This is a genomic window from Marivivens sp. JLT3646, from assembly GCF_001908835.1.
Taxonomy (GTDB): Bacteria; Pseudomonadota; Alphaproteobacteria; order Rhodobacterales; family Rhodobacteraceae; genus Marivivens; species Marivivens geojensis.
Map to the genome: position 1 here is coordinate 2,525,001 of NZ_CP018572.1, position 25,623 is coordinate 2,550,623.

Annotated in this window: 26 protein-coding genes and 1 tRNA gene (1 of these 27 cut by a window edge); 11 read left to right on the forward strand and 16 right to left on the reverse strand. The window is 55.7% G+C overall.

The annotated features are described in order from the left end of the window. On the reverse strand, positions 1 to 2,313 hold the 5' portion of the coding sequence (gene clpB / locus BSK21_RS12590; protein WP_067548635.1) for an ATP-dependent chaperone ClpB. It extends 303 nt beyond the left edge of the window; 2,313 of the gene's 2,616 nt are visible here — the first part of the coding sequence; the start codon lies at positions 2,311 to 2,313; its stop codon lies beyond the left edge, outside the window. 210 nt (positions 2,314 to 2,523) lie between these two features. On the opposite strand from clpB, the gene BSK21_RS16235 reads away from it, so the two are divergent. Continuing rightward, positions 2,524 to 2,655, forward strand: a complete 132-nt coding sequence (locus BSK21_RS16235; RefSeq protein WP_301547024.1) for a hypothetical protein — start codon at positions 2,524 to 2,526, stop codon at positions 2,653 to 2,655. Positions 2,656 to 2,722: 67 nt separating this feature from the next. Continuing rightward, a complete protein-coding gene (pyrF, locus tag BSK21_RS12595; RefSeq protein WP_067548638.1) occupies positions 2,723 to 3,427 on the forward strand; it encodes an orotidine-5'-phosphate decarboxylase in 705 nt (234 codons plus the stop codon). Between the two features lie 214 nt (positions 3,428 to 3,641). Here pyrF and BSK21_RS12600 read toward each other — a convergent pair. Both BSK21_RS12600 and BSK21_RS12615 read right to left on the reverse strand, forming a co-directional pair. Then, a protein-coding gene (locus BSK21_RS12600) for an IS5 family transposase (RefSeq protein ID WP_156529556.1) occupies positions 3,642 to 4,399 on the reverse strand; the annotation gives its coding sequence in 2 pieces (ribosomal slippage) (positions 3,642 to 4,078 and positions 4,078 to 4,399; 759 coding nt in all). Between the two features lie 356 nt (positions 4,400 to 4,755). Continuing rightward, positions 4,756 to 5,172: an NUDIX domain-containing protein gene (locus BSK21_RS12615; protein ID WP_067547098.1), complete on the reverse strand. Its 417-nt coding sequence runs from the start codon at positions 5,170 to 5,172 to the stop codon at positions 4,756 to 4,758. A gap of 66 nt (positions 5,173 to 5,238) precedes the next feature. Between BSK21_RS12615 and BSK21_RS12620 the strand changes: the two genes are divergently transcribed. After that, positions 5,239 to 6,492 (forward strand): DNA polymerase IV, encoded by a 1,254-nt coding sequence (locus BSK21_RS12620; protein WP_067547101.1) that lies wholly within the window; start codon positions 5,239 to 5,241, stop codon positions 6,490 to 6,492. Here BSK21_RS12620 and BSK21_RS12625 read toward each other — a convergent pair whose 3' ends face one another. After that, positions 6,493 to 7,350 carry an N-formylglutamate amidohydrolase gene (locus BSK21_RS12625; protein WP_067547104.1) on the reverse strand — a complete coding sequence of 286 codons (858 nt, stop codon included), beginning with the start codon at positions 7,348 to 7,350 and terminating at the stop codon, positions 6,493 to 6,495. A gap of 151 nt (positions 7,351 to 7,501) precedes the next feature. Between BSK21_RS12625 and BSK21_RS12630 the strand changes: the two genes are divergently transcribed. The 3 genes from BSK21_RS12630 to BSK21_RS12640 all read left to right on the forward strand — a co-directional run bounded on the left by BSK21_RS12630 (position 7,502) and on the right by BSK21_RS12640 (position 9,144). Next, a tRNA-Val gene (locus BSK21_RS12630) sits at positions 7,502 to 7,576 on the forward strand. A gap of 70 nt (positions 7,577 to 7,646) precedes the next feature. Then, a complete protein-coding gene (ykgO, locus tag BSK21_RS12635; protein ID WP_008231708.1) occupies positions 7,647 to 7,772 on the forward strand; it encodes a type B 50S ribosomal protein L36 in 126 nt (41 codons plus the stop codon). Between the two features lie 202 nt (positions 7,773 to 7,974). Beyond that, positions 7,975 to 9,144, forward strand: a complete 1,170-nt coding sequence (locus BSK21_RS12640; protein ID WP_231924716.1) for a DVUA0089 family protein — start codon at positions 7,975 to 7,977, stop codon at positions 9,142 to 9,144. A 31-nt stretch (positions 9,145 to 9,175) separates the two neighbouring features. Here BSK21_RS12640 and BSK21_RS12645 read toward each other — a convergent pair whose 3' ends face one another. Both BSK21_RS12645 and BSK21_RS12650 read right to left on the reverse strand, forming a co-directional pair. After that, positions 9,176 to 10,837: a peptidoglycan-binding domain-containing protein gene (locus BSK21_RS12645; RefSeq protein WP_067547107.1), complete on the reverse strand. Its 1,662-nt coding sequence runs from the start codon at positions 10,835 to 10,837 to the stop codon at positions 9,176 to 9,178. A gap of 10 nt (positions 10,838 to 10,847) precedes the next feature. Beyond that, positions 10,848 to 12,065: a phenylacetate--CoA ligase family protein gene (locus BSK21_RS12650; RefSeq protein WP_067547110.1), complete on the reverse strand. Its 1,218-nt coding sequence runs from the start codon at positions 12,063 to 12,065 to the stop codon at positions 10,848 to 10,850. A gap of 145 nt (positions 12,066 to 12,210) precedes the next feature. Here BSK21_RS12650 and BSK21_RS12655 point away from each other — a divergent pair, with 145 nt between their 5' ends. Continuing rightward, entirely contained in the window at positions 12,211 to 13,068 is an 858-nt protein-coding gene (locus BSK21_RS12655; protein ID WP_067547113.1) for a hypothetical protein, read from the forward strand. On the opposite strand, the gene BSK21_RS12660 is transcribed toward BSK21_RS12655, so the two are convergent. The 7 genes from BSK21_RS12660 to BSK21_RS12690 form a co-directional block, all read right to left on the reverse strand. Then, positions 13,065 to 13,883: an ABC transporter ATP-binding protein gene (locus BSK21_RS12660; RefSeq protein WP_067547116.1), complete on the reverse strand. Its 819-nt coding sequence runs from the start codon at positions 13,881 to 13,883 to the stop codon at positions 13,065 to 13,067. The genes BSK21_RS12655 and BSK21_RS12660 overlap by 4 nt on opposite strands. 62 nt (positions 13,884 to 13,945) lie before the next feature. Then, entirely contained in the window at positions 13,946 to 15,238 is a 1,293-nt protein-coding gene (locus BSK21_RS12665; protein WP_067547119.1) for an ABC transporter substrate-binding protein, read from the reverse strand. Positions 15,239 to 15,343: 105 nt separating this feature from the next. Next, on the reverse strand, positions 15,344 to 16,420 hold the full coding sequence (locus BSK21_RS12670; RefSeq protein ID WP_067547122.1) for a branched-chain amino acid ABC transporter permease: 1,077 nt from the start codon (positions 16,418 to 16,420) through the stop codon (positions 15,344 to 15,346). Further along, positions 16,420 to 16,668: a hypothetical protein gene (locus BSK21_RS12675; RefSeq protein ID WP_067547125.1), complete on the reverse strand. Its 249-nt coding sequence runs from the start codon at positions 16,666 to 16,668 to the stop codon at positions 16,420 to 16,422. The genes BSK21_RS12670 and BSK21_RS12675 overlap by 1 nt, the downstream gene beginning before the upstream one ends. Before the next feature lie 2 nt (positions 16,669 to 16,670). Further along, positions 16,671 to 17,666: a branched-chain amino acid ABC transporter permease gene (locus BSK21_RS12680; protein WP_067547135.1), complete on the reverse strand. Its 996-nt coding sequence runs from the start codon at positions 17,664 to 17,666 to the stop codon at positions 16,671 to 16,673. An 11-nt stretch (positions 17,667 to 17,677) separates the two neighbouring features. After that, positions 17,678 to 18,496: an ABC transporter ATP-binding protein gene (locus BSK21_RS12685; RefSeq protein ID WP_067547138.1), complete on the reverse strand. Its 819-nt coding sequence runs from the start codon at positions 18,494 to 18,496 to the stop codon at positions 17,678 to 17,680. A gap of 15 nt (positions 18,497 to 18,511) precedes the next feature. After that, positions 18,512 to 20,482: an AMP-binding protein gene (locus BSK21_RS12690; protein WP_067547141.1), complete on the reverse strand. Its 1,971-nt coding sequence runs from the start codon at positions 20,480 to 20,482 to the stop codon at positions 18,512 to 18,514. 276 nt (positions 20,483 to 20,758) lie between these two features. Here BSK21_RS12690 and BSK21_RS12695 point away from each other — a divergent pair, with 276 nt between their 5' ends. Both BSK21_RS12695 and BSK21_RS12700 read left to right on the forward strand, forming a co-directional pair. Continuing rightward, positions 20,759 to 21,403: a histidine phosphatase family protein gene (locus BSK21_RS12695; protein WP_067547145.1), complete on the forward strand. Its 645-nt coding sequence runs from the start codon at positions 20,759 to 20,761 to the stop codon at positions 21,401 to 21,403. Then, the gene (locus tag BSK21_RS12700; RefSeq protein ID WP_231924718.1) at positions 21,378 to 22,433 is read left to right on the forward strand and encodes a saccharopine dehydrogenase; all 1,056 of its coding nucleotides are present in this window, start codon (positions 21,378 to 21,380) and stop codon (positions 22,431 to 22,433) included. The genes BSK21_RS12695 and BSK21_RS12700 overlap by 26 nt, the downstream gene beginning before the upstream one ends. A gap of 18 nt (positions 22,434 to 22,451) precedes the next feature. Here BSK21_RS12700 and BSK21_RS12705 read toward each other — a convergent pair whose 3' ends face one another. From BSK21_RS12705 to BSK21_RS12715, 3 genes are read right to left on the reverse strand one after another with little or no spacing between them, the layout of a single operon-like run. Then, positions 22,452 to 22,799 carry a hypothetical protein gene (locus BSK21_RS12705; RefSeq protein ID WP_067547147.1) on the reverse strand — a complete coding sequence of 116 codons (348 nt, stop codon included), beginning with the start codon at positions 22,797 to 22,799 and terminating at the stop codon, positions 22,452 to 22,454. Further along, the gene (locus BSK21_RS12710) at positions 22,799 to 23,392 is read right to left on the reverse strand and encodes a phospholipid-binding protein MlaC (protein ID WP_067547150.1); all 594 of its coding nucleotides are present in this window, start codon (positions 23,390 to 23,392) and stop codon (positions 22,799 to 22,801) included. Before BSK21_RS12710 ends, BSK21_RS12705 begins: the two co-directional genes overlap by 1 nt. Further along, the gene (locus BSK21_RS12715) at positions 23,392 to 24,138 is read right to left on the reverse strand and encodes a VacJ family lipoprotein (RefSeq protein WP_231924720.1); all 747 of its coding nucleotides are present in this window, start codon (positions 24,136 to 24,138) and stop codon (positions 23,392 to 23,394) included. The genes BSK21_RS12710 and BSK21_RS12715 overlap by 1 nt, the downstream gene beginning before the upstream one ends. A 251-nt stretch (positions 24,139 to 24,389) precedes the next feature. Between BSK21_RS12715 and BSK21_RS12720 the strand changes: the two genes are divergently transcribed. Together BSK21_RS12720 and BSK21_RS12725 are read left to right on the forward strand one after the other, a co-directional pair. After that, complete coding sequence (locus tag BSK21_RS12720) at positions 24,390 to 24,851, forward strand: RidA family protein (RefSeq protein WP_067547153.1); 462 nt, start codon at positions 24,390 to 24,392, stop codon at positions 24,849 to 24,851. Then, positions 24,851 to 25,600, forward strand: coding sequence for a glycerophosphodiester phosphodiesterase family protein (locus BSK21_RS12725; protein WP_067547156.1), 750 nt, complete (start codon positions 24,851 to 24,853; stop codon positions 25,598 to 25,600). Before BSK21_RS12720 ends, BSK21_RS12725 begins: the two co-directional genes overlap by 1 nt. The last annotated feature ends 23 nt before the right edge of the window (positions 25,601 to 25,623 follow it).

Here is a 25,623-nt window from a genome sequence, read left to right on the forward strand (position 1 = left end):
ACCGCCCATATCCGCACGGCCCAGACGGTCAAAGATGATCGTTTCATCCAGACGGTTCAGGAACTCGGGGCGGAAGTGTGCCCGCACCGCATCCATCACATCACGTTTGGCCTGACCTGCATCCGCACCATCTGGCAACTGGCTCAAAGCCTGCGCCCCGAGGTTCGAAGTCAGAATGATCAAGGTCTGTTTAAAGTCCACGGTGCGGCCCTGACCATCGGTCAGAACGCCATCATCGAGAACCTGCAGCAACACGTTGAACACATCAGGGTGCGCCTTTTCGACCTCGTCAAAGAGGACAACCTGATAAGGACGACGACGAACCGCTTCAGTCAGAACACCGCCCTCATCACAGCCGACATAGCCCGGAGGGGCGCCGATCAGACGAGAAACCGCGTGCTTCTCCATAAATTCGGACATGTCGATACGGACCATCGCGTTGTCATCGTCAAAGAGGAACTCGGCAACGGCTTTGGTCAGTTCGGTTTTACCAACGCCCGTCGGCCCGAGGAACAAGAACGACCCAAGAGGACGATTTTCATCGTTCAGACCCGCACGCGCACGGCGAACAGCATTCGCAACAGCACGAACCGCAGCTTTCTGTCCGATGACTCGTTTATGTAGTCCATCTTCCATGCGCAGCAGCTTTTCACGCTCACCTTCCAGCATCTTGCTGGTCGGAATGCCCGTCCAACGCTCCACAACTTCGGCGATCTGCTCAGGGCGAACGGCCTCTTCGACCATTTGTTCACCTTCCAGTGCCTCAGCTTGGGACAGGTCACGTTCCAACTGCGGAATAACGCCGTAAGACAACTCACCCGCCTTCGCGAGGTTGCCTTCGCGTTTCGCGATTTCCAGATCAGCCCGCGCTTTGTCGAGCCTTTCTTTCAGGGCACGCGCACCTTCCAGCTTATCCCGCTCTGCCTGCCATTTGGCAGTCATGGCGTCCGCTTTTTCCTGCAGATCCGAGAGTTCCTGACGCAGCTTGTCCAAACGTGTCTTCGACGCGTCGTCATCCTCTTTCTCAAGAGCGACCGCCTCGATCTGCATTTGAAGGATCTGACGATCCAACGCATCCAACTCTTCTGGCTTGCTGTCTACTTCCATACGCAAACGGCTTGCGGCCTCGTCCACGAGGTCGATGGCCTTATCCGGCAGGAAGCGATCCGTGATATAGCGGTGCGACAGTGTTGCCGCAGCGACCAGAGCGGAGTCCGAGATACGAACGCCGTGGTGCAGCTCATACTTCTCTTTAATACCGCGCAGGATCGAAATCGTATCCTCGACTGTCGGTTCCTCAACCTGAATAGGTTGGAACCGCCGCGCCAAAGCCGCGTCTTTCTCTACATACTTGCGATATTCATCGAGAGTCGTCGCACCAACGCAATGCAGTTCACCACGCGCAAGCGCAGGTTTGATCAGGTTGGCCGCATCCATCGCGCCGTCCGACTTCCCTGCCCCGACGAGCGTATGCATTTCGTCGATAAAGAGAATGATTTCACCAGCGGCGGCTTCGATCTCTTTCAAAATCGACTTGAGGCGTTCTTCGAATTCACCGCGATATTTCGCACCGGCGATCAGCGCACCCATATCGAGCGCGAGTAGCTTTTTGTTACGCAGGGATTCAGGCACGTCACCGTTCACGATCCGAAGGGCGAGGCCTTCTGCAATCGCTGTTTTACCAACACCTGGTTCACCAATGAGAACCGGGTTGTTCTTCGTCCGACGGGACAGCACCTGCATCGACCGGCGAATCTCTTCGTCGCGCCCAATGATCGGGTCGATTTTACCCTGCTCTGCCGCTTCAGTCAGGTCACGCGCATATTTCTTGAGCGCGTCATAGCCTTCTTCGGCAGACGCACTGTCAGCAGTCCGGCCTTTGCGTACATTATTTATAGCTGCGTTCAGGCCCTGCGCCGTCACTTTCCCAGCTTTCAGCGCATCAGCAGCGGCAGATTTTACAATCGCCAACGCGGTCAAAATGCGTTCCACGGGAACAAAGCTATCGCCTGCCTTTTGGGCAAGCGTTTCAGCCTCGGACAAAACCTTGCCTGTCGCGCTGTCCAGATATACCTGACCAGCATCACCCGACACCTTTGGCATCTTGGTGAGCGAAAGGTCATTCGCTTCAACAACGGCCGCCACATTGCCGCCGGCAGCTGCAATGAGGTTCGCGGACAGACCTTGATCGTCGTCCAGCAAAGCTTTCAACACATGTTCGGGGGCGAGCCGTTGATGGCTCTCTCTCATTACGATCGTTTGCGCCGCTTGAATGAAGCCGCGCGACCGCTCCGTGAACTTCTCTAAGTTCATCGCAGTTCTCCTTCTCTAAGCACCCGCAAAGTTGATCCGCCCACTGAGCGGCACGGATCGTATCGGGCCTTCGCTAATAAGATGGTGAGCAGTCGCGCATCTTGCAAGATTTCAGCGCTCGAAATTCGGCGATTTTTTACGACGCGCCAGCTAAGACTACCCCTACTGTCTGCCGTTATTCTCAAGGTACCGCAAAGGTAGGGGCGTGCTATGGGTCAAATTGATCACATCAGTCCAAAAGGCCGCCTGATTATCGCGGCCTACGACAAAACGCTTGCCGACTTGGCAGAGGTTCCAGCTAAAGCGAAGCCAAAAGACATGCACAAACAAGCCAAGCCGTAAGCCCATTCCTTGACATAGCGAAAGGTGAGGCCCAAGAGAGGCCAACCTACCCTCAAGGAGCTTTCCCATGTCTAACGACCGCCTGATTGTTGCCCTCGATGTCCCGAACGTCATTCAAGGCCTCGAGCTCGCCAAAGAATTGGGCGACGCAGGGTCGTTTTACAAAATTGGCCTTGGCATGCTCACTGGTGGCGGCTTGGCCCTCGCGAACGAGCTAAAGCAGGAATATGGCAAACGCGTTTTCCTCGACATGAAGTTCTTTGACATCGGCGCAACGGTCGAAGCTGCCGTTCGTGGCATTGCACAATTCGATCTGGATTTCCTGACAGTTCACGGCGACCCGCACGTTGTTCGCGCCGCCAAAGAAGGTGCCGCAGGCAAAGACCTCAAAATCCTCGCTGTGACTGTTCTAACATCACTCGATCGTGCTGACCTCGATGCGTCTTGCTACAAAGACGGCACAGTTGCCAACATCGTGACGGAACGCGCAGCACGCGCAATGGAAGCGGGCGCCGACGGCGTAATCGCTTCTCCGCACGAGGCGGCGTTGATCCGCGCTTTGCCCGAGGCCGCTGGCAAACTCATCGTCACCCCTGGCGTTCGTCCTGCGGGTTCCGCGTTGGGCGACCAAAAACGCGTTATGACCCCGGGCGAAGCCATCGCGAATGGCTCGGACCACGTTGTTGTAGGCCGCCCGATCTGGACGGCCGAAAACCCACGCGCAGCGGCGGAAGCCGTCAACGCAGAGATCGCAGCCGCGCTCAAAGTGTGACCGTAGTGCACTGACAGCGCGGCGCTTTCACCCCTGAGGTCGCCGCGCCCCTAACCTAACGTATAAGTTGCATCACCAACCGCGACAGGCGGTTTGCTCCACTGGGTAGCTTCGTCCAATCATTTCATTCTGATACCGTTATGCGAAAGACGAGTATCGTTTGAGTTGTGTTAACGGAGACGTGTGATGCAGACCATCACTCTAGGGTCAGGACTCATAGCCAGTAAATGACGATCGCTGCGAGGGCGATTGCTGAGAGGAAGACCTTCGGGCATCTGTCGTAGCGGGTTGCCACCCGGCGCCAGTCCTTGAGCCTGCCAAACATGATCTCGATCCGGTTGCGCCGTTTGTAGCGGCGCTTGTCATACTTCACGGTGGTCTTGCGCTGTTTGCGGCCAGGGATGCAGGCGCGTATCCCTTTGTCTTTCAACGCTTCCCGGAACCAGTCGGCGTCATAGCCACGGTCACCAAGCAGCCAATCAACATCCGGCAAGCTGCTCAACAATGCCCGTGCGCCAATGTAGTCGCTGACTTGCCCAGCCGTCACGAAGAGGTTCAGCGGTCGGCCCTGGCTGTCGCAGATAGCGTGCAATTTGGTGTTCATGCCGCCCTTCGTCCGACCAATCAGGCGTCCACGCCCCCCTTTTTCACGCCCAAGCTGGTCGCTGTTCGGTGGGCCTTGAGGTACGTCGCGTCGATCATCACGGTCTTCGTCTCGCCGTGCTCGGCAGACAGACCGGCCATCATTCGCGCGAAGATACCCTTGTCGCTCCATCGTTTCCAACGGTTGTAGAGCGTTTTGTGCGGACCGTAGGCGGTGGGGGCATCCCGCCACCGCAAGCCATTGCGATTGATGAAGATAATCCCACTCAGCACACGTCGGTCATCGACGCGTGGCTTGCCGTGGGACTTCGGAAAGAAGGGCTCAAGACGCGCCATCTGGGCGTCGGTCAGCCAAAACAGATCAGACATGTTCACCGCTCGTTTTTCGGACCGTGAATCACGCCATCCCAGGGAAATCAATGGGTCCTGACCCTAGGTGAAATTTACTATAATGACGCCATTGGCGCCTATGAGGCCCGCGTCGACGTGCAACGCGATCAAGGCACATATCGCTATCCCTGCCTATTCAAAGGCCCACGCGGCCTAGAACGTGATCAGGTCCAAATGGGACTGGTGCGTCAGGCTTTGGGAATGTCCGATACTTTTTGGCATAAACCCGCGCCGGAAATTTTGACGACATTCGTATCAGGACCAGTGCCGCAAGCGTGATCCCCGCTTCCTAGCGGCGCACTGGTCCCTTCTGGCAACCCCACAGCCGGAAGGGACTAGTACAATGTCGTGAGAGCCATCCGAAACCTGACCTGCAACGATGGGATCGCATCAGGCGAATCAAGGAAAGCTTGAACTGGCATAAACCGCCATTCCTGCCCCTCTCCGCCAAAGGTTACATCTGCCTCGGTCAAATCTCCCCAAAGAACCGCAAAGAAATGCACGGTATCGCCAGAGGGTCCAGGCTGTTGGCTGTGGTAGAACACGCGGTGTTCAGCGAGGGTCAAACCGACTTCTTCTAGAGTTTCACGTTGTGCCGTCTCAAACGGTGTTTCGCCGTATTCACGACCGCCGCCCGGGAAGTCCCAGCAATCTGGCCACGGAATATTGGGCTTATCATCTCGACGAATAACGAGCACATCGTTGCCCCGCAGGATCGCAACTTTTGCGCCATCAAAACTATCGTCAAACATAACCGCTCCGCTGGCCCTTCGGATCGGTGAAAGGCTATACTGCAAAGATAGCCATGAAGCATCCAGATGCCAGCCCTTTGTAAAGATTGCCTCACTCAGTTCGATAGCGGCTCGCGCTGCCCATCATGCCGCAGTCCGCGCGTCGTGATGCACGACGAACTGTGGGATTTGTCGATCGCGCATATGGACTGTGATGCCTTTTACGCCAGCGTCGAAAAGCGGGATAATCCAGAGCTTCGGGACAAACCCGTTATCATTGGCGGCGGCAAACGCGGTGTCGTCTCCACGGCTTGCTATATTGCCCGAATACGAGGCGTCCGTTCGGCGATGCCGATGTTTCAGGCCCTCAAGCTCTGTCCTGACGCGGTGGTTGTCCGACCTAGGATGGAGGCCTACGCCGAAGCCTCCCGTGCGGTACGTGCACTGATGGATGAACTCACACCGCAGATCGAACCCTTGTCGTTGGACGAAGCATTCCTAGACCTAACTGGAACCGCCCGACTACATGGCGCGCCACCGGCGATTATGCTGGCTCGTTTGACCAAACGTATGAAAGAAGAATTGGGCCTCAGCGGATCAATCGGCCTATCTCACAACAAATTTCTCGCCAAGGTGGCCTCAGACCTCGACAAACCCCGTGGATTTTCGGTGATCGGTAGGGCGGAGACCGTAAACTTCCTAAAACCCAAACCTGTTCGACTGATCTGGGGGATCGGCCCAGCCACTCAAGCCTCGCTCGACAAGGCAGGTATTCATACCATCGGCGACCTGCATCGCTGGGAGAAAGACCAACTGACGGAACGGTTCGGACAGACAGGCGAACGGCTCTTTCATTTGGCGCGTGGCGAAGATTTCAGGCGTATTTCTCCGAACGCACCTGTGAAAAGTATCTCGAAGGAAACTACGTTCTTTGAGGATACCTCCGACCCCGACGTGCTTGACGGCCACCTCTGGCGGCTATCCGAACAAGTCAGCGCGCGCGCCAAGGCAAAAGACAAGGCAGGCCGCGTAGTGACGCTGAAGCTAAAGACCAAAGCGTTCAAGACAATCACCAAACGGCAGAGCCTTCATCAGCCCACTCAAATGGCGGACACGATCTATCGCGTCGCGCGGTCACTTTATGATGCGACGGGCCACACAGGTCCGTTTCGGCTGATTGGCGTCGGTATAAGCGACCTAACCGCGGCCCGTGACGCAGACCGCGAAGGGGACCTCTTGGATCCAGACGCAGGCCGTAGGGCCAACGCGGAACGCGCAACCGACAAAATCCGCGCAAAATTTGGGGACGATGCGATCAAAAAGGGACGCTCTCTGCGCTGACTACTCGGCAGCCAACGGAAGCTTACGTGATCCCAGCGCTGCGATCTCAGACGCTGCTCCCAAGAGTTTTGACTGCAATTCGTCAAACTCCGGCAAAATCTCAAGCGTCGCTTCATTCATATAAAGAGAACGATCAATCTCCACCTGCACCGCGTGCTGGGATCGAACAGGACGACCATAGGCAACCGTACTGTAAGCGCCTGCGAATGGAGCGTTGTGGGCAACCTGTAGCCCCTGACCTTCGAACGCGGCTGCAATTTGATCCACCAACCGCGCCGAAGCTGCTGCGCCGAACCTATCCCCGATCACAACATGGGGACGTTCGCCTGACTTCCTCCCGGCATCCAGCGCCTCTCGCGGCATTGAGTGACAATCGATCAAGATCGATTCTCCGAATAACCTAAAACTCTGATCCAAGAGGGCCGTCAGTTTGTCGTGATACGGATACCAATAGGTTTGAAGCCGCGAATGGGCCTCTTCTAACGTCAGTTTCCCGCGGTAAATTGACCTCCCTCCTGCGACCACACGCGGAATCACGCCCAGCCCGGATCCGACTCGCGGATTGTGAACGTTTCGACGCACACCTTCGATCAATGCAGGGTCAAGTTCGTCTGCAGCTCTGTTCAAATCAACATAAGCTCGCGGCACCTGCGCCACCAGAAACGGGGCACCATAGTCGATAACCTTAGAAAACAGACGGTCGACGTGCGCATCCTCGGACGACCGAATCGTTTTATGGTCTAAAACCACTTGCCCACCGAACAACGCCAAATCCGCCTTTCCGCTGTGCGGAGACGCAAAAACAACGCTTGTTGTGCGCGTTACTGGCTCATTCAGGACAAAGGGCGTAAGGGTCATCATCACTCCGGCTTATAAAAATAGAATAGAGCATGAATCTGTTTTACCGAAAGCCCTTGATCCCCCCTCCGACTCCTTTTATAGAGCCGCTCACCCGACGCGGATTTCCGCGTCTTGTTTTTTCAAGACGTATGAGAAATGCAAGGGTCATGGGCGGTTAGCTCAGCGGTAGAGCACTACGTTGACATCGTAGTGGCCACTGGTTCGATCCCAGTACCGCCCACCATGGAATCACTGGCCTTCGGGCTTAAACGAAACACAGGCGCAATCGCCGCGCCGCGACTAGGAGATGAACCATGAAAGTTCGCAACTCCCTCCGCTCGCTCAAGCAGCGCCACCGCGATTGCCGCATCGTGCGCCGTAAGGGCCGCGTCTACGTTATTAACAAGACGCAGCGTCGCTTCAAAGCTCGTCAGGGCTAATAGAAGCAACACCGGATTAGAGGCCGTGTTCCGAAAGGAACGCGGCCTTTTTCTTTGTCTCGCGTGAGGTCGGGAAAACCACCTGTGGCAGAGTTAAGTTGCAGCCAGACGCCACCTTGCTCGTTACCATTTGGTCAAATCCATTTCAGTGCGGGGTAATTCGATGACACCTTTCTTTAGACCTCTCGTATTGGGAGCAGGCTTGGCTGTCGGTACGACTGGCGTGGCCTATGCCCAAGATTTCTGCGGCGGCATCGGGTCGAACGGCCAATGGATCGGCGGCGATGAAACCGCATCAGATATTTCCACCGCTGCCGATTTCCAAGAACAGATGGCGCTAGTGCTCGGCGGTAATAACTATGTGTCTTTGTTTACTCTCAGCGCACCGACCGATGTCCGCATCGAAGCCCAAGGTCGCGGGGGCGGTGACCCCGTGATCGACGTTTATGATGCCGCTGGAGCGATGGTGGTATCGGATGATGATTCCGGTGGCGACGGCGCATCCCGAGCAGAACTGACATTGGATGCAGGCACTTATTGCGTTACAATGCGGAGTTTTGACGCCGCCCCGATGACGGGCTTTGTCCGCGTTGGTCGCTACGAACACGAAGCTCTCACCACTGGCTTCTCAGATGGCGGCTATGGTGATGGCGGGTCTACTTACTGCGACTCTTCTACCCTCGCGAACCAACTGCCATTTGGCACCCCAATGACAGGCACAGCCAATGACGCCCCTTACTGGCGCTTCACGCTTGATACCGCGATGCCTGTCGTAATTACCGCTGAGAACAGCGATGCCGACCCCTACATCACCCTGTACAGCAATGACGGCGGATACATCGACGAGAACGATGACTGGGATGGCCTGAACTCCCGTCTGGAACTGATGAACCCGCTCGAAGCTGGCAATTACTGTATCGCGCTAACGGCTCTGTCGGACAGCACATTGCCGATCACATTGACCGTAGAAGAACTGGATGTTGAGGCCGCCATGCGTGGGTTATATGACCGCGCCGAAGCCGCACCGCCGCTCGACGGAAGCTATCCAGTGACCGCGCTCGGAGAACTGAAAACCCGCCAGCGGGTAGACCTGCAAAACAGCGCGACAGCAACGTGGTATAGTTTCGACGTTTATGACGGAGGTCTGGTGTTGGCCGAAGCGATCTCGGTCAATGGTGAGGGCGATCCATATCTAGTGCTGTTCGATGACCTCGGTCGGCAGATTGCCTACAACGATGACACCAACGGATTGGACCCGCTTGTCACAGCTCGGATCACCACAGGCACCTATTTGCTGGCTGTCGGGGAATATGGCGACGGCGCTGGATCACCAGTTCGAATGGTGATCGAACGCTACGTTCCAGCACGATAAACCTAAAAAGCCCCCGTCTCGGGGGCTTTTTTTATCGCCCGAGGTTTCCAACCGCGTCGGCAAGCAAGCGCACGAGAGTTGCCTCATTCAGATAGCCGATCCCGTCGACTTCGGAATTGGTTTGATACCTGCGAATGGCACGGCGTGTATCGTCGTCAAATGTGCCGTCGATCACACCCGGGGATAGTCCCATCTGCCCAAGGCGAAGTTCGACCAGACGACGCGTCAGGGCGTTAAGTTCGAGCGCAGCTTCTGCTGCCTGTGCAGCCTCCAACTCTGGCGCGATCTCTTGTTCCTCGGTCAAAGCGGCGATCCGTGCCTGAGCTTCGCCCACAAACTCGCCTTCAGGGTAAACCGATAGGTATTCTTGATACGCACCCACCGCGTCCACGCCCGATGCCCGATCCCACGCGGCCGTTTCTGCCGCCTCAGCAGCACGACGTTTGCCGTCTTGGATTGTCGCAAGCCGATCGGCGGCCAGTTCGGCAAAGACACCATCAGGGTAACGATCAAGATAGGCTCTCAACCCAGGTTCATCACCAACCGCACCCGTTTCATCCCAATAGGTTCGGTCCAATAGCTCTGCCTCGCGACGGCGGCGTTCAGCTTCTGCCTCTAGTTCAGCAGACCGTCTTGCAGCTTGCGCATCGAGACGCGCAATTTGATCCTGGGTCAGATAGGACGACTGAGAATACCCATTCTCTTGCTGCCAATTCGTGATGGCCTGCCGTGTCCCTGCCCCGAAAATCCCGTCGATCCCGCGCGTATTATAATCGAGCAGGGACAGATCGCGCTGAATTTCACGCCGCGCATCGCGGCTCAGGCCCAAAGCCTCTTCAATCAACCGATCCTGACGGTTCGGTTCGGTCATGATCTCATTGATCAGCCGTTCGGCATCTGCGATGTGTTTGCCGTTCGGAAAACGGCGAATGTAATTGCGATAGGCATCCGCAGAATCCAACGCCTGCGCACCCTCCCACAAGGCATCATCAGCCCCTGTATCGGACACCTGCGGTGTTTGCGGTACGGGCACAACGGACGGTCGCATCGGCATGATCACGTGACTGCGTGGTGTGTATCCGGTGGCGGTGAGGCCGTAATCTTCAAAGTAGGGAACGATGTCTTCCTGCGGTTGGGTTAGCACCGTGTCTGCGAAGGATGCGACGTCGCGGACGGAGCCCGACACCACGGTAACGCCCTGCGGAATGGACAAGTCGCCGATACCTGTGGAAATCCACGGATCGAATTTCGCAGCTTCTGCATCAACGCCTAACAACAAAATGGCCTCGCCCGCTGCGCCTGCCATGACCGCCAACAGGCTGTCGACAGAGACCGCCGTCGACCCCAGCGTTAAAATCGACGGCTCTGCCGCATCGGCTGTCAAAAGCCACGTACGTTTCCCGTCGCTCACAAACCGACCAGACAACGCGACAACGATGCGGTCTGCCTCTGCCGTCTCCGCGGCGAACTCTGCCAGCGATGTTGCGGTTGTATCAACCCGACCATTGCGGAGCGACGTCACGCTAAAGCCCAAGGCTTCCAGTCCGTTCGCAGCATCCAGCACGTCAGCCGCACGCGCAACCGATCCCAGTCTCTCGTAACTATCGTTCCCCAAGAGGAGCGCCGCATCATCGGCCCATGTAACCCCTGCCATGACAGCAAGAGCGGCGGAGGTCAGTAGATAACGGCGCATATAATCCTCATCAGTCGTATTTACGGCGGTCCTCGATCACGATGCCGTCACGGGGAAGGCTCCCCATAGCGCAGATCTCGACCCGCCCCTTTAGTTTGAGCGTCTCATGAACCGATTGTGAAATCTCGTTCACGTTACCAGCCAGCGTTTCCACCAAGACATGGAGGACATCCGTCTCGCCTTCTCGGTCCACAACGACGCGTGCACGGGCCACATCAGGATGTTTTGCCACTAGGGCCGCGACCTGTTCAGGACGCACAAACATGCCTTTGACTTTGGTCGTCTGGTCGGCACGACCCATCCACCCTTTGATACGAGTATTGGTGCGGCCACATGCACTCTGCCCCGGCATCATCGCGCTCAGGTCGCCCGTTGCAAAACGGATCAATGGGTAGTCAGGGTTCAACGAAGTCACCACGACCTCGCCCACTTCGCCGACAGCGACAGGATCACCCGTCCCTGGGGTGACGATCTCAACAATGACGCCTTCATCGATAATCAGGCCGTCGTTCTCGATCGCCTCATATGCCACGTTCCCAAGGTCCGCCGTCGCGTAGCACTGCAGACATTTGATGCCGCGATCATGGTAGTACTGACGCAAGGACGGGAACAACGCGCCGCCAGAGACCGCGGCTTTTGTGATCTTCAGCGTCTCGCCCATATCATCGGCTTTCTCGAGGATCACTTTCAAGAAATCAGGCGTGCCCGCATAAGCCGTCGTGCCAATATCAGCAGCCGCACGCACTTGTAGTTCCGTTTGACCAACACCCGCAGGCAGTACGGTCGCGCCAACTGCGCGCGCACCGTTTTCAAAGATCATACCTGCCGGTGTCAGGTGATAGCCGAAACAGTTCTGAACGATGTCACCCTCTCCGATACCGACGGCAGACAAGAAGCGACCAATACGCCACCAATCGTGGCTAGTGTTCCCCGGCTCATAGATCGGGCCCGGCGATTGGAACACATGCGCGAATCCTGTAATCGGCCCCGTGAAACCACCGAGCGGAGCGTTCTGTTTTTGCGCCTCAACAAGGGCTGATTTGCGGGTCACCGGAAGAGCTGCGAGGTCATCGACCGATTTAATCTCGTCAGCCGGTACATCGGCCAAAGTGGTCGCATAGGCTGGCAACGCCTGCGCACGGCGGATTTGTTCAGGAAGCTCTTTGGCGATTGCTGCTGCACGATCCGCAGCGGACCGCGTTTCCAAATCACTAAAATACCTGCTCATCTCTGCATCTCCTGATCGGTGCAGCTGTCCTCATGCTTGGCCAACTGCGGGTTGATTATCAATAGCGCCGATTACGGCGCCTCAAACTGGGCCATTTCCTGCCGTTCGTGATGCGGTTATGATCGCTAAAACGACAGGACGATTTATGAAGCAGACCTTCCCGCCCATTGGCCCCGATTTCACGGGGGACAAACTGGATACCCGCATCATCTTGCATGAAGCGCTGATGATCTGCGAATTGGTCTACGAAGGGCTGTATTTTCATACATCTGGTGACGCGAACGCTTTTTTTGATCGAGTCGAAGAACGGCTTGCGGAAACGGGTGAACCGCTCTGGTTTTTCTTGGTGAATTCGACTGACTACCGAATTGATGGCGATGCTTGGTTCGCCTTCACAAAGCGCGGCACCGATATGAAAGAATATCACGCGATGGGGTTGGCCCACTACGACATGTCTGACTTCAACATCACGCATGTCGCCAAAACGAGAGGCACCGATCAGCATGATCCTACGAACTTTACCTCGCGAGACGACGCCGTCGCCTACTTGAAGTCCCTGCCGTCGAAGCGAAGAGAACGTATTTTCCGATCGCCGAACTACCAAAAGCCCGAGATCGTCAAACGCGTTCATTTCGACCGTGCTCAGCAGATTTGCGAAATCGACCTGCATGGGATCAGCTTTGAACACTCGCGCGATGTGAACGACATTTTCAACTGGATCGAAGAACTGATCCGCCAGACTCGCCAACCGTGGTGGGTTTTGTGGAACTACAACGATACGCGAATTCAGTCTGCGGCTTGGGTGCAATACGACGCGCGCGCGCGGCAGTTTCGTGAAACCTGCGCCTTGGGGGCGGTTCGGTTTGCTGTGGGCAGCGAAACCGAGACCGACATCCGACTGCGGCACGAAAGCCGCGGCACACGGCCCAACATTCGCAACACGCGGGACGAAGCCCTTACGCGTTTGGCCGAGATGCAGGCCGAGGCCGCGCAAAGCGCTTAGAGCCAGCGCTTACGGCGGCGATAGGACCGCACGTCGCGGAAGGATTTGCGGCCTTCTTCGGAGACGCCCAGATAGAATTCTTTCACGTCTGGGTTCTCTCGCAGTTCGGCAGCTGGGCCTTCCATCACGACGCGGCCAGATTCCAGAATATAGCCGTGGTGGGCATAACGCAGCGCCACGTTGGTGTTCTGTTCGGCCAGCAAGAAAGAAACGCCTTCACGTTCGTTAAGGTCTTTCACGATCTCAAAGATCTCTTCGACGAGCTGCGGCGCAAGGCCCATCGACGGCTCATCCAACAGGATCGTTTCAGGGCGGCTCATAAGCGCACGGCCGATCGCACACATCTGCTGTTCACCACCCGAGGTGTAGCCAGCCTGTGATTTGCGGCGCGTTTTGAGGCGCGGGAAATAATTATAAACCATCTCAAGGTCGTCAGCGACTTTGGAGCCGCCGTCGCGACGGGTGTATGCACCTGTCAAAAGGTTCTCTTCGATGGTCAGGTGTTCAAAACAGTGACGGCCTTCCATCACCTGAATGACGCCCTTTTTCACCAGATCTTCGGGCGACAGTTGATGCACAGCTTCGCCGCGATACTGGACGCTTCCCTTGGTGACTTCGCCACGTTCGGAATGCAAAAGGTTCGAAATCGCTTTGAGAGTTGTGGTCTTGCCGGCACCGTTTCCGCCGAGAAGAGCTGTGATGCCCCCTTTGGGAACCGTGAGCGACACACCTTTGAGAACGAGGATCACGTGATTGTAGATCACCTCGATGTTGTTCACCTCAAGCAGTGTTTCGGTTTTGCCTGCATCCAACATTTATGTGCACTCCGTTCGGTCAGAATGGCGCGGGCAGATTGGCCCGCCCGCGCCGTATTGGCTTAGTTACAGGCCGGTGTGATGTTGTTTTCGGCAGCGTATGCAGCTGCGTCTTCTTCCACCAATTTACCGATCAGTTCACGATCAGATGCGATCAGGTCAGTTACGAGGCTCCAAGTCTGGGTGTCTGCATCCCACTGTTGGATGTAAGCGAGACCCGGACCACCGTGGTTCTGGCACGATACGTCAAATGCCGGACCAAAGCCTGCCATACCCAGCTCTTCCATGCGAGCGTCGGTGATGGACAGTGCTTCCATACCTGCGCGCATCTCAGCAGCGGTGATGTCGCCATGACCTGCGATCTCTTGTGCAGTGCGTGCAGCTTCAGCCGCTAGCATCGCCGCGTATACACCGCGCGAGTAGAGAACGGAGCCGATTTGGTCGCCAGCACCAGCCGCCAGACCTTTGTCAACAACGTGGGCCTGGATGTCATCGTAGACTGGGAAGTCGGTGCCGATTGCGTGCATGTTCAGGGCTTTGTAACCGTCTGCACCTGCACCCGCAGGGATAACGTCGTTTTCAGAGCCAGACCACCACACGCCGATGAAGTGATCCATCGGGAAGTTGATGTTCGACGCTTCCTGAATGGCGACTTGGTTCATAACACCCCAGCCCCACATCACGACGTAATCAGGACGCTCGCGGCGGATTTGCAGCCATTGAGACTTCTGTTCCTGACCTGGGTGGTCAACAGGGATCTCAGTTAGCTTAAAGCCCATCTGCGCGGACAGCTCTTGGAGCGTACGGATCGGTTCCTTACCGTATGCAGAGTTGTGGTAGACGAGCGCAATCGACTTGCCCTCAAGGCTACCGCCTTCAAGGTCAATGATATGGTTCATAGCGATGGATGCGCCATCCCAGTAGTTAGCAGGGTAGTTAAATACCCACGGGAAAGTTGCGCCGTCCATTGCCGACGTACGGCCATAACCCATGGTGTGGAGCGGAATGCCGTCTGCCGACACTTTGGGGATCAGCTGGTAGGTGATGCCCGTCGACAGCGGTTGATAGATCAGAGCGCCAGCGCCGATGTCTTTGGTCGATTCATAGCACTCAACGCCTTTTTCGGTGTTGTAGCCAGTTTCGCACTCGGGGACGTCGATGCGAACACCGCCGATGCCACCATCACGCTCGTTGAGCATGGTGAAGTAGTCCATGTAGCCATCCGCAAACGGGATACCGTTCGCAGCGTATGGGCCAGTCCGGTAGGACAGCGACGGGAACACAAGGTCAGCCATCGCGGGGCCGGCAACCAGTGCGCTGGTCAGTGCCAGTGCTGCAATTTTCTTCATTTTCATCGGTTAATTCCTCCCAAGTTGGTTACCGATTAAGTGTGCCCGATTTATCGGGTCGTTTAGTGGGCGCGGGGGCTCCTCCTTCCCCCGTCACCGCATGTGGTCATCCTAGTATGGGAACGGCCACAATCTCAGTTTTTCTTTTGCAACGCGCCAGAGCTGCGCAAGACCGTGCGGTTCCGCGATCAAGAAGATCACGATCAAGGCACCCACGATAACGAGCTGCAAGTGGGACACGATGTCTGTCGGCCAACCCAACACGTCGACGCCAATAATCTTGAGCGCAACGGGAAGCAGCACAAGAAATGCAGCGCCGGCGAACGACCCAAAGATACTGCCCAAGCCACCAATGATGACCATGAACAGAACGAGGAACGATTTGTTGATGCCGAACGCTTCGCCAACTTCAACAGCGCCGAGGTAAACCGCAAAGAACAATGCGCCCGATACGCCGATAAAGAAGGACGACACAGCAAAAGCCGAAAGTTTCGCGGTCAGCGGGTTCACACCGATGATCTCTGCCGCGATGTCCATGTCGCGGATCGCCATCCACTTACGACCAACCGAACCACGGGTCAGGTTGCGTGCAATGATGCCAGCAGCCGTTACGAAGACGAGGCAGATCAGGTATTTTGCCCACGCTTCGGTGTTCGGGCCAGTGACAAGAACGCCAAACACGGTGCGCTCAGGTGCGTTGATCTGACCAGAGGCCGAGTAGTTGTAGAACCACGGCACCTTGTTGAAGAGCCAAACAAGGAAGAACTGCGCCGCGAGGGTTGCCACAGCGAGGTAGAACCCTTTGATCCGCAGAGACGGCAGACCGAAGAGAACGCCCACGATTGCTGTGACACCACCAGCGAGGATCACGTGGATCATGATGCTCACGTCAGGGAAAGCGGTCATCAGCTTATACGCCGCATACGCGCCAACAGCCATGAAACCACCCGTACCGAGCGATACCTGGCCACCGTAACCGACCAGAATATTGAGGCCGATTGCAGCAATCGCGTATATCAGGAACGGAACAAACAGCGCGTTTGCCCAGTAGTCGTTGATGATGAACGGGATCACCAGATAGGCAATCGCCAGAACAGCGTAATAACGATAACGGTCAAACTTGATCGGGAAGGTTTGGTTATCCGCACCGTAGCTTGTCTTAAAGTCGCCTGCTTCACGGTAGAACATCAGACAATTCCTCCTTCACGATGGTGCTCACGCGGCACTTGATTGCTGCATTTTGAATAGCCGGTCATTTCCGAATGACGCACCAGCCAGAAGTATGCGGCGACCCCAATTGCTGCCCCAACGAAGGCAAGGATTGCCGCGGTTACCATTTGTCCGCCGTTCGTAATGTCTGCGGACATTGCGAGGTAGCCGAATGCCCAGAACCCAGACCATGCAACTACGTTCACGATTGCGACGAGTTTCTGCATGATCAGACCCTTTCGATGATCTTCTCGCCAAACAGACCTTGCGGACGGAAGACGAGGAAAAGCAGAGCCAGAACATAAGCGAACCAGTTCTCGGTCGCGCCACCAATCATTGGGCCGACGGAGTATTCAAAGAGTTTCTCACCCACACCGATGATCAGACCACCAACGATCGCACCAGGGATCGAGGTAAAACCGCCGAGCATGAGAACCGGAAGAGCCTTCAGCGCGATGAGCGACAGCGAGAACTGCACACCAGACTTCGCGCCCCACATGATACCAGCCACGAGAGCTACGAAACCTGCGAGCGACCATACCAGAACCCAGATGAAGTTGAGCGAGATACCAACAGACAGTGCTGCCTGGTGATCGTCGGCCACAGCGCGCATCGCACGACCCTGTTTAGTATATTGGCTAAAGATAACCAGAACAGCCACAAGGATTGCCGCGACGATTGCGGCTACAACGTCGAGTTGGTCGATAAAGAAGCCGTAGAAGTCATCACCACCAAGGAACGCAGTGTTTTCTTCGATCCAGAGGCTAGCACCCTGCGGCAGGCCAACATCAAGAGTTTTGATATCAGAACCCCACATTAGGTCGCCAACGCCTTCGAGGAAGTAAGCGAGGCCGATGGTCGCCATGAACAAAATGATCGGTTCCTGACCAACGAGATGGCGGAAGATGTATTTCTGAACGAGCCAAGCAAAACCGACCATCACAACCATCGTCAGAATGATCGCCAGCAGCGCTGGAACATGCCAACCGAAGTCGTGGATTTGCGTTCCAAAGACCGCGTTGATCAGATGTGAGAAAGGAACTTGCCCTTCCATGATGCCCACGAGGGTCAGCGCCGCGAACAGCGCCATAACACCCTGAGCGTAGTTGAAGATACCCGACGCCTTGAAGATCAGAACGAAGCCCAAAGCAACCAGAGCGTAGAGAACGCCAGCCATCAGGCCGTTCAGGATAACTTCTATCGTGTAGTAAAAATCAGCACCCATGACGTGTCTCCTTAGTCATGCGAAACGCCGAGGTAGGCGTCGATCACATCTTGGTTGTTGCGAACTTCATCGGGGGTTCCGTCACCGATCTTACGGCCGTAATCCATCACGACGACGCGGTCAGACAGGTCCATAACCACGCCCATATCATGTTCGATCAGCGCGATTGTGGTGCCGAATTCGTCATTCACATCGAGAATAAAGCGGCACATGTCCTCTTTTTCTTCAACGTTCATACCTGCCATCGGTTCGTCTAGAAGAAGAATGGTCGGCTCTGCCGCCAGTGCGCGAGCAAGCTCCACGCGTTTCTTCAGACCATAGGGTAGACGACCAACTGGTGTTTTACGGATCGACTGAATTTCGAGGAAGTCGATGATCTTTTCGACGGCTTCGCGGTTCTCATTCTCTTCACGCTCGGCCTTGCCCTTCCAGAGCGCTTGAGACCAAAGACCCGTTTTCATCTTGTTCAGACGACCGGTCATAACGTTGTCGAGAACCGACATGCCTTCGAACAAAGCGATGTTTTGGAAGGTCCGTGCGATGCCCTGCTGTGCCACCTCAAAAGGTTTCATCTGGGGGCGACGCTCGCCGCGGAACCAGACTTCGCCCTCTTGCGGGACATAGAAGCCCGAGATGACGTTCAGCATGGACGACTTACCAGCGCCGTTCGGGCCGATGATCGCGCGGATCTCTCCTTCGCGAATGTCAAAGCTGATGTTTTTGATCGCTTCTACGCCACCGAAACGCAGGGTGATGCTCTTAAGGTCAAGAACAACACCACCAATCGTGCGGCCGTCAGCGGTTACATAGGATTCCGTATCATCCAACATGATCTCTCCTCCCTCTTATTCTGCTGCCATCGCACGAGCGACCGGCTGGACCTTAGCATCGCGCAAATCGAGCGTTGCTTTGATCTTGCCTTTGCGGCCGTCTTCGTAGGTGACTTCGGTTTCGGTGTAGATGCTGTCTTTGTTGTCGTAGAGAGCGGTGATCAGGTCATCGAACTTCTCTTCAATGATCCGACGACGCACCTTACGTGTGCGAGTCAGTTCGCCATCATCTGCGTCCAGTTCTTTATGCAGAACAAGGAAGCGATGGATCTGACAGCCACCCAGCATCGGATCTTGCGCAACACTGGCGTTCGCTTCTTCGACGTGCTCGCGGATCATCTCAAGCACTTTCGGGTGCTGCGACAATTCCTGATAGGACGAATAAGCGATGTTGTTACGTTCAGCCCAGTTACCAACAGCCGTTAGGTCGATGTTGATAAAGGCAACGCAGCGATCACGGTTGTTACCAAAGACAACGGCCTCAAGGATGTTCGGGTAGAACTTCAGCTTGTTCTCAACAAACTTCGGCGCGAACATAGACCCGTCAGCCATCTTACCGACGTCTTTAGCGCGGTCGATGATACGCAGGTGACCAGAGCCATCTTCAAAGAAGCCCGCGTCACCAGTTGCAACCCAGCCTTCGGCGTCTTTGGTGTCTGCGGTGCTGTCTGCGTTCTTGTAGTACTCCACGAATACGCCAGGGGAACGGTAGAACACTTCGCCGTTGTCAGCGATTTTAATCTCAACACCCGGAGACGGAACACCAACGGTATCGGAACGAACTTCACCGTCGGGCTGCTGCGTGATGAACACCGATGCCTCAGTCTGACCGTAGAGCTGTTTCAGGTTGATGCCGAGCGAGCGGTAGAAATCGAAAATCTCGGGACCGATCGCTTCACCCGCGGTGTAGCCAACACGAACACGGCTAAAGCCGAGCGTGTTTTTCAACGGGCCGTAGACAAAAATATTGCCCAGCGCATAGGCCAAACGATCGCCAAAGCTGACAGGCTTGCCGTCTAAGATCGCAGGACCAACGCGACGCGCAACGTCCATGTAGCGCTTGAACATGTTACGCTTCAAAGCGCCCGCATCTTCCATACGGATCATCACGTTCGTGAGCTGGGTTTCGAACACGCGGGGCGGAGCGAAGAAGTAGCTCGGCCCGATTTCACGCATGTCGGTCATCATCGTTTCAGCGCTCTCTGGACAGTTCACGCAGAACCCTGTCCACATGGCCTGACCGATCGAGAAAATGAAGTCACCGACCCATGCCATCGGCAGGTAAGCCAGCACTTCGTCGTCTGCTTTCAGATGGTCGAAATCAGCGCTGTTTTTCGATGTTTCGATAATGTTGCGGTTCGACAGAACCACGCCCTTCGGCTTGCCCGTGGTGCCCGAAGTATAGAGCATCACGCAGGTGCTGTCGTAATCCAGCTCCGCTTCACGCTCTTTCAAAATAGCTTCGAAACGGTAGTGACCTGCGCGCCCTTCGGCTGCGACATCATCCAACGCGTTCATGTGCGTATGGTCGTACTTACGCATCCCACGTTTATCGAGGTAGATAACCTCATCGATCCCATGGACGGTTTCTTGAACCTCGAGAACCTTGTCGACCTGTTCTTGATCGCCAACGATCACAAAACGTGCACCGCAATGCTCAAGAACATAGGCCATCTCTTCGGCCACAGCATCCTGATAGAGCGGAACGGGAACCGCCCCACACTTCTGGATTGCGACCATAGACCAATAGAACGCGGGGCGATTTCGACCGATAAGAGCAACATAGTCACCCTTGTTCAGGCCAAGAGCCAAAAGGCCCATCGCAATTGCTTCAATTTCTTCGGCAGCTTGTGCCCAAGTCCAGCTTTGCCAGATCCCGAATTCTTTTTCACGGTAGGCGGCTTTGTTCGGGAACCGAGCCACGTTCCGTGCAAGTAGTTGCGGGACATTGATCGGCGCCCCGCTAGGCGCAGATGATTTCGTCACAGATTATCCTCCCTTCGCTGGTCTCCCTCCAGCGTGCCCGACACATTGGCCGAGTCTTGCTAGGATACTGAAACGGAGAGGTCGGGTCCGTCAATTAGTTTTTTTGAACATGCGTTCATTTAATTTCCAAACCATCGTAATTACCCTGTTTTACATGGTTATTTGAATTATAGACGTTGCGGTATATCGGTTTTTCACATTCCACTGTTACCGAAGCTTTACTTGCCATTCGCAGGCCTGCCCCCTACCCCTCCGTTTCAGAGTACGGAGATTTTTATGGGCACGATCACCTTTATTCGTCACGGACAGGCCAATTCGCACGCGAAAACTGAAGAAGACTATGACCGACTGTCGGAATTGGGCCATCAACAAGCCGAATGGCTAGGTGATTGGTTCAGCGATCAAGGTGAAGCCTTTGATCAGGTCATCGCGGGGAGCCTGCGCCGTCACAAAGAAACCGCGGCGGGTATGGGGTTCGCAGACCCGCTGATTGATCCACGTCTGAACGAGATGGATTACTTCAACCTCGGTCGTGCAATGGAAGACGTTCACGGTGTCCCGATGCCTGACGGCGATGGATTCGCTGAACATGTCCCGCAAGTCATGGAGGCGTGGCATCGCGCGGAAATCATGGGCAACGAAACATTCAAATCATTCGAAGATCGGGTCAGCGGCATTCTGGATGAAGCGCTCCAGCCAGGACGCAACGTGCTCTGCATCACATCGGGCGGAGTGATTGCGATGATCATGCGTCATCTTCTCGACCTCGATCCGCGGCGAATGGCTTACATGACGCTTCCAATCTTCAATACGTCAATTCATCGCGTGCATGTCTCTCCGGTCGGGCCTATCCTAGCGGGGTTTAATTCTATTCCCCATTTGGAGGCCTCTTCTCGTGCCCACGCCCGAACTCATTTCTAACGTCCACCTTTGGGTCCGCGCTGAGCAGCGCCAGAACGAAGAACGGTTTGGTATAACGCCAAAAGGGGTCGCTGACCTTTTGGCCAAAGGGTTCAAAGTCACGGTTGAAGAAAGCTCTCAGCGGGTCATTCCAATTTCGGAATATAGCGGCACTGGGTGCGACATCGCGCCTGAAGGGTCTTGGGAAACCGCACCACACGATGCGATCATTTTCGGGCTAAAGGAGCTGCCCGAAACGGGCACGCCGCTGCATCATCGTCACATCATGTTCGGTCATGCCTACAAGGGTCAGCCCTCTGGGCGTGTTCTTCTAGACCGTTTCAAGGCAGGGGGCGGCACGCTCTACGACCTTGAATATCTGACCTATGAAGATGGTCGACGTGTCGCGGCATTTGGCTATTGGGCTGGCTACGCAGGGGCAGCTGTGACCGCTCTGGCCCTAGCCGCGCAACCTACCGAATGTTCGCCTGTCACTACATTTTCGAGTGCGACAGACATGGCGAATACGGTGCGTGATGCACTAAATGGTCGTCCAACTACTGCATTGATCATTGGTGCGTTGGGTCGGGTTGGGTCGGGTGCGGCAGCGCTCTGCGAGGCTGCAGGCATTCACGTCACAAAATGGGATATGGCTGAAACCGCAAGCGGCGGGCCGTTCCCCGAAGTTCTCGACCACGACCTGTTCTTTAACTGCATCTTAGCACAACCAGGAACACCCGTCTTTGTGCCGGCCAGCACAACGACCGATCCCCGCAAACTCCGCGCGATTGGAGATATTGCGTGCGATCCTGAGAGCGATTTTTCACCGATCAAGGTCTATGATCGCACGACCACTTGGGACGCACCCATCATTCGCGTGCACGACAATCCGCCGCTGGACGTTATGGCAATCGACAACCTTCCTTCGTTGCTCCCTCGTGAAAGTGCAGAGGATTACGCGGAACAGCTGTTCGCCCACCTCGCGACCTTGGACCAGATCGACAAGGACGTATGGGGCCGCGCAAAAGCGACCTTCGACAAACATCTCTAAAGGAAGACGAGCGGTGTCCTATTCGGGGCAGCGCTCGTATTTAAAGGCATAGCCGTTCCAGACCATGATGATACCGTTGGTGTCTTTGGCATCCATGATCATGGCGCGTTCGGTCCAAATATCGGCTTCGCCAGAGCATTGCATGGTGAACAGCGTCGCATCCATGTCGACCACATTGACCGGATGGGTCATGCGGCATTCCATATCGACGCCGTAAAAGATTTTGTCCGCAATCTTGAGCGCGCCACCATCGACGCCGACCAAGCCGCAGTCCGCATTCGCAACTTGACGGTAAACACCATCGAACGGATTAGCCGCAGCTACCATTGGCATCATGATCAGTGCGGCGAACAGGCCGCCCCGCATCACAGTGCCTCCAGATCCGAAATCAGACCATCAATGTCACCGCGACGGCGGTCGAGCATCGAACCGATCTCGGTGCGCTCTGAGGTGATCATGTTGATCCCCTCGATAAAGAGGTTGATGAATTTCGGACGACCAGAGCCATCTGAAATCACAAAGCTCACCTCGAACGGCGCCTGCCCTTGCAGAATTGCCATTGCGCGAACTTCGACGCCGTTCGGAACGGTCGCAGCTTCGCGCACCTCGATACGGCCACCGATGAACTCACGGAACCTGCGGCCATATTTCGACGCGACATAACTGCGGAATGCCGCAACAAATCTTGCGCGCTGGCTATCGGTAGCACGACGCCAATCCGCACCCAATGCGGTCCGAGCGATGATCGGCACGTCAGCGTAGGTGTCAAAAATCGTCTCAAAATCCGCGATCATCGCGGCCTCGGATTTACCCGAACCGATGACCTTATTGATATCGCCAACCAGTGCATCGACCAATGTGGTCGCCTGCGCTGTGCTCAACGCGAATGCGGTATGAGGGAACACAGCTGCGGCGGCTGCAACGGCAAACAAGGAACGACGGGTAACAAGCGTGGCCATTACTGGTCCTCATATGGATCGAAATAGGGATCGGCGTATGGGTCGATATAGGCGTCCTGTACCACAGTTCCGAGCTCATACCGACGGTTGTCGAGGTAAATAATCCGTGTCTGAGCGTAACTATCCGCGCTTTCATACAACACGGAATCGATCGTTGAGCCCAACTGCCCCCGCGCGATCACGATATCCGCAGCACGCGCAGCAGGGAGGTATGGTTTCACATCGTCGTGGACCCAATTGCCAAGCGGGTTGATAAAGAAATCCACGAACTCGCCGACAGCATCACGTTCGGTCGATGGGCCGAGCGCGGGCAATTCAACATACGCACCCTCAGGCACACCCCAGACCGACAGCGTTTCGCCAAAGTCCGTCTTTTCTTCGTAAAGGCCAATTGCGTCCGCAGGGTCAAACAAACCACCGATACCAAAGATCGTATTCACGATAAACCGCATCGAGTTCGTACCGAACCCTTTGATATCGCCTTGCAAAACACCGTTTACCATCATCCCGGGCAAAGCAACGTTTTCAGCGAAATTCGTAACGGGACCAGTGATCTCCATCGGCATTGCGGCGGTCACACGGGACGCGGGGCGCAAAATTGCGCGGTCCAGTCCAACGTTGAATTCATGCACCTTGCGGTTTGTGGCTTCGTAGGGGTCATGGATCGCAACACCTTCGGGTGCTTGCGAACAAGCAACAAGGAAAAGCGAAGCCGACACGGCAGTGATCGTCAATAACTTGGTCAATGGCTTATCGATTCTGGTTTCACGTCTTTGCGGCACCAAATAGCGCCAATCTAAACAATCCAACAGCCCACTAGAAACTACGCTCTAACCGTGACCCAAAGGAGACAATAACCCTTAGTATCATACCAATCCTGTAACGTGAACATGTCAGCCTAAGAACGGCAGTTTTACGCCCCTTATCACATCAGAGCGATTGCACCCCGTCTCGACCAAAGCTAGCGTCGCGCCAAATCAGATGACCGGAGTGAACTATGAGCACCATCGAAACCAAACTCGCTGAACTGGGTGTGACCCTACCCGACGCACCAGCTCCTGCTGCGAACTATGTCCCGTTTGTTCAGTCGGGCAATCTTGTGCATGTGTCTGGCCAAATCTCGAACGGCCCCGAAGGGCTGATCAAGGGTCGTCTGGGTGACACTATGTCAGTCGAAGATGGCGCTAAGGCAGCGAAGACCTGCGCAATTGCACTCCTCGCTCAGCTCAAAGCGGCTTGCGGTGGTGACATCGACCGCCTGGTCCGCGTTGTGAAACTGAACGCCTTTGTCGCGTCAGCCCCCGATTTCCACGACCAGCCTAAGGTTGTGAATGGCGCATCTGATTTCCTCGTCGAAGCATTGGGCGATATTGGCCGTCACGCGCGTTCGGCCGTGGGCGTAGCTGCGCTGCCCTTGGGAGTCGCTGTCGAAATCGACGCCGTATTCGAGATCGCATAATGCTACCGGCTGATTTTCTGACCCGCCCTATCGCCCATCGCGCTCTGCACGACAAAGCGGCCGGTCGGGTTGAAAACAGCCCCAGCGCCATTCAGGCCGCCATCGATAAGGGCTACGGGATCGAGATCGATCTCCAACTGTCCAAAGATGGCGTGCCGATGGTCTTTCACGACTACGCCCTGAACCGCCTGACAAATCAAACGGGTGCCGTCGCCCAACGAACAGCAGCCGAGCTATCGCAGATCACCCTGACGGGTGGCAACGACACTATTCCAACCCTTGCAGAGGTTCTGGAACAAGTGTCTGGTCGCGTACCGCTCTTAATCGAGATTAAAGATCAGGATGGTGCGCTTGGCCCCAAAGTTGGCCCGTTGGAAGACGCGACGGCGGCGCTGCTAAAGGACTACATAGGTACCGTGGCGATCATGTCGTTCAACCCACACTCCGTGGCCCATATGGCGAAGCTCTTGCCCGATGTCCCTCGTGGCCTGACCACTTGCGACTATCTTGCCGAAGATTGGCCCACGATCCCCAAAGCCACACGCGAGCGGCTGGCACAGATCCCTGATTATGAAACGGCAGGCGCTTGCTTCATCAGTCATCAGTACGATGAATTGGATGCCGGGCGGGTATCGGAGTTGGCCAAAACGGGGGCAAAAATCCTGTGTTGGACAATCCGTTCCACCGAGCAGGAGAAAAACGCACGACAAATCGCGGATAACATCACTTTCGAAGGGTATCTCGCTTGACCACTCGCGCGGGCCGCACAGTT

Bases quoted from the DNA above. Each gene is read 5' to 3' on its own strand.
- BSK21_RS12645 (WP_067547107.1), bottom strand. From the start codon at position 10,837: ATGCGCCGTTATCTACTGACCTCCGCCGCTCTTGCTGTCATGGCAGGG.
- BSK21_RS12650 (WP_067547110.1), bottom strand. From the start codon at position 12,065: ATGAGCAGGTATTTTAGTGATTTGGAAACGCGGTCCGCTGCGGATCGT.
- BSK21_RS12625 (WP_067547104.1), bottom strand. From the start codon at position 7,350: ATGACCCTTACGCCCTTTGTCCTGAATGAGCCAGTAACGCGCACAACA.
- BSK21_RS12665 (WP_067547119.1), bottom strand. From the start codon at position 15,238: ATGAAAATGAAGAAAATTGCAGCACTGGCACTGACCAGCGCACTGGTT.
- BSK21_RS12675 (WP_067547125.1), bottom strand. From the start codon at position 16,668: ATGCAGAAACTCGTCGCAATCGTGAACGTAGTTGCATGGTCTGGGTTC.
- BSK21_RS12710 (WP_067547150.1), bottom strand. From the start codon at position 23,392: ATGGCCACGCTTGTTACCCGTCGTTCCTTGTTTGCCGTTGCAGCCGCC.
- BSK21_RS12680 (WP_067547135.1), bottom strand. From the start codon at position 17,666: ATGGGTGCTGATTTTTACTACACGATAGAAGTTATCCTGAACGGCCTG.
- BSK21_RS12685 (WP_067547138.1), bottom strand. From the start codon at position 18,496: ATGTTGGATGATACGGAATCCTATGTAACCGCTGACGGCCGCACGATT.
- BSK21_RS12725 (WP_067547156.1), top strand. From the start codon at position 24,851: ATGCTACCGGCTGATTTTCTGACCCGCCCTATCGCCCATCGCGCTCTG.
- BSK21_RS12615 (WP_067547098.1), bottom strand. From the start codon at position 5,172: ATGTTTGACGATAGTTTTGATGGCGCAAAAGTTGCGATCCTGCGGGGC.
- BSK21_RS12695 (WP_067547145.1), top strand. From the start codon at position 20,759: ATGGGCACGATCACCTTTATTCGTCACGGACAGGCCAATTCGCACGCG.
- ykgO (WP_008231708.1), top strand. From the start codon at position 7,647: ATGAAAGTTCGCAACTCCCTCCGCTCGCTCAAGCAGCGCCACCGCGAT.
- BSK21_RS12670 (WP_067547122.1), bottom strand. From the start codon at position 16,420: ATGTTCTACCGTGAAGCAGGCGACTTTAAGACAAGCTACGGTGCGGAT.
- BSK21_RS12620 (WP_067547101.1), top strand. From the start codon at position 5,239: ATGCCAGCCCTTTGTAAAGATTGCCTCACTCAGTTCGATAGCGGCTCG.
- BSK21_RS16235 (WP_301547024.1), top strand. From the start codon at position 2,524: ATGGGTCAAATTGATCACATCAGTCCAAAAGGCCGCCTGATTATCGCG.
- BSK21_RS12720 (WP_067547153.1), top strand. From the start codon at position 24,390: ATGAGCACCATCGAAACCAAACTCGCTGAACTGGGTGTGACCCTACCC.
- BSK21_RS12660 (WP_067547116.1), bottom strand. From the start codon at position 13,883: ATGTTGGATGCAGGCAAAACCGAAACACTGCTTGAGGTGAACAACATC.
- BSK21_RS12705 (WP_067547147.1), bottom strand. From the start codon at position 22,799: ATGCGGGGCGGCCTGTTCGCCGCACTGATCATGATGCCAATGGTAGCT.
- pyrF (WP_067548638.1), top strand. From the start codon at position 2,723: ATGTCTAACGACCGCCTGATTGTTGCCCTCGATGTCCCGAACGTCATT.
- BSK21_RS12655 (WP_067547113.1), top strand. From the start codon at position 12,211: ATGAAGCAGACCTTCCCGCCCATTGGCCCCGATTTCACGGGGGACAAA.